Origin of the sequence: Micromonospora sp. NPDC002575 (genome assembly GCF_042889525.1) — a bacterium.
Classification (GTDB): domain Bacteria; phylum Actinomycetota; class Actinomycetes; order Mycobacteriales; family Micromonosporaceae; genus Micromonospora; species Micromonospora carbonacea.
On the sequence record NZ_JBIARA010000055.1, the window covers coordinates 1 to 2,577 of the forward strand.

Sequence of the window (2,577 nt, forward strand, 5' to 3'; positions counted from 1 at the left end):
GCGCAGCAGGGCGGCGACGGCGGTGTGGCGGCGGGTCTGCTCGACGACGCCGTTGCGGGCGTCGACCAGGACCACCGCGAGGTCGGCGGTGGAGGCGCCGGTGACCATGTTGCGGGTGTACTGCACATGGCCGGGGGTGTCGGCGAGGATGAACCGGCGGCGGGGGGTGGCGAAGTAGCGGTAGGCCACGTCGATGGTGATGCCCTGCTCCCGCTCGGCACGCAGCCCGTCGGTGAGCAGCGCCAGGTCGGGGGCGTCCTGCCCACGGCTGCCGGAGGCGGCCTCGACGGCCTGGAGCTGGTCGGTCAGGACCGAGTGGGAGTCGTGCAGCAGCCGTCCCACCAGGGTGGACTTGCCGTCGTCGACGGAGCCGGCGGTGGCGAAGCGCAGCAGTGTCGCATCGGTCATGGCTAGAAGTACCCCTCCCGCTTGCGGTCCTCCATGGCGGCTTCGGAGAGCTTGTCGTCGGCGCGGGTCGCGCCGCGCTCGGTCAGCCGGGAGGCGGCGATCTCGGCGATCACCTTCTCGACGGTGTCGGCCGTGGAGTCGACGGCGCCGGTGCAGGACATGTCGCCGACGGTGCGGTAGCGGACCAGCCGTCTGCCGACGCTCTCGCCGTCCTTCGGGCCGCCCCAGGCGCCGGGGGTCAGCCACATGCCGTCCCGCAGGAACACCTCCCGCCGGTGGGCGTAGTAGATCCGCGGCAGTTCGATGTCCTCGCGGGCGATGTACTGCCACACGTCCAGCTCGGTCCAGTTGGACAGCGGGAACACCCGCAGGTGCTCGCCGGGCGCGTGCCGGCCGTTGTAGAGCTGCCAGAGTTCGGGGCGCTGGCGGCGCGGGTCCCACTGGGAGAACTCGTCGCGCAGGGAGAACACACGCTCCTTGGCGCGGGCCTTCTCCTCGTCGCGGCGGCCGCCGCCGAAGACCGCGTCGAAGCGGTGCCGGCGTATCGCGTCGGTGAGCGGCACGGTCTGCAGCGGGTTGCGGGTGCCGTCGGGGCGTTCGCGCAGGGTGCCCGCGTCGATGTAGTCCTGTACGGACGCGACGTGCAGCCGCAGCCCGTGGCGGGCGACGGTGCGGTCGCGGAAGGCGAGCACCTCGGGGAAGTTGTGCCCGGTGTCGACGTGCAGCAGCGCGAACGGCACCGCCGCCGGGGCGAACGCCTTCAGCGCCAGGTCGAGCATGACGACGGAGTCCTTGCCGCCGGAGAACAGGATCACGGGCCGCTCGAACTGGCCGGCCACCTCGCGCAGGATGTGCACCGCCTCGGCTTCCAGGACGTCCAGATGGGACAGCGCGTGCGGCTTTCCGGTGGGCTGCGCGGTGGTCAACGTGGTCATGGCTCACACCTCTTCTCCAGCGGCGCGTGGGGCGCCGCCACGGACTCCTGGACGGTCCGGACGGTGGCTCCGGTCATCTCGCGGTTCCCCTCGGCGGTGGTCATCCGTGCAGTCCGCACTCGGTCTTGGCGCGGCCCGCCCAGCGGCCGGCGCGGGCGTCCTCGCCCGCCCCGACCCGGCGGGTGCAGGGGGCGCAGCCGATGGAGGGGTAGCCGTCCGCCAGCAGCGGGTTGGTCAGCACCCCGTGCTCGGCGACGTAGGCGTCGACGTCGTCCTGCGTCCAGCGGGCGATCGGCGAGACCTTCACCTTCTGCCGCCGGCCGTCCCAGCCGACGACCGGGGTGCCGGCCCGGGTGGGCGACTCCTCGCGGCGCAGGCCCGTGGCCCACGCCAGGTAGCCGGCCAGGCCCTCCTCCAGCGGCCGCACCTTGCGCAGCAGGCAGCACAGGTCCGGGTCGCGCTCGTGCAGCCGCGGACCGTACTGCGCGTCCTGCTCGGCCACCGACTGCCGCGGCGTGAGCGTGAGCACCCGCACGTCCATCACGGCCCCGACCGCGTCCCGGGTGCCGATGGTCTCCTCGAAGTGGTAGCCGGTGTCGAGGAACACCACGTCCACCCCGGGCATCACCCGCGACGCCAGATGCGCCACCACCGCGTCCTCCATCGAGGACGTCACACAGAACCGCTCCCCGAAGGTGTCCGCCGCCCACCGCAGGATCTCCGGCGCGGAGGCGTCCTCCAGCTCCCGGCCCGCCCGCTCGGCCAGCGCCCGCAGCGCCGGTGGCCCGTCAGTGGTCACGACCCTGACCCCTTCGTCGAATCCGCGGAGAACGGAAAAGGCATGCAGGAACGCGAGAGCGCGAGCCCGCAGGAACACAAGCGCACAAGCACACAAGAACGCGGACCCGGGAACGCGGGGACGCGGAAACGTGCGGCTGCCGGAACATGAGGACGCGCGAACGTGGGGTCGCACGAACTCGACAGCGGAATACGTCGGGTGACCGGGTGAAGAATTCTCCCGGCCGTGGCAACGGATGATGTGCCGGCGCCCCGCCGGTGGTGGCGATCAGCGTACTGAATGCGCGCGGATGCGCCGCTGACCGCCCGCTGACGGCTGCGCACGGCCGGCCCGACCACGTCCACCAGTGCATTCCGGCAGCCGTGGAGTGCGGGGCGCAGGTGTCGGAGCGCGGCAGGGCAGCGGTCAGCAAAGGGTCAGCACCTCACTGGGATA

At 72.4% G+C, this 2,577-nt stretch carries 3 protein-coding genes; all 3 read right to left on the bottom strand.

Features of this window, described 5'->3' with window-relative positions:
• Window positions 1–408 (bottom strand): GTP-binding protein (locus tag ACFYWL_RS30965; protein ID WP_386980310.1); only part of this gene is annotated, 408 nt, incomplete at its 3' end.
• A 2-nt stretch (window positions 409–410) separates the two neighbouring features.
• Window positions 411–1,343 (bottom strand): sulfate adenylyltransferase subunit CysD, encoded by a 933-nt coding sequence (cysD, locus tag ACFYWL_RS30970; protein WP_386980313.1) that lies wholly within the window; start codon window positions 1,341–1,343, stop codon window positions 411–413.
• 100 nt (window positions 1,344–1,443) lie between these two features.
• Window positions 1,444–2,142: a phosphoadenylyl-sulfate reductase gene (locus ACFYWL_RS30975; protein ID WP_386980316.1), complete on the bottom strand. Its 699-nt coding sequence runs from the start codon at window positions 2,140–2,142 to the stop codon at window positions 1,444–1,446.
• Between the last annotated feature and the right edge of the window lie 435 nt (window positions 2,143–2,577).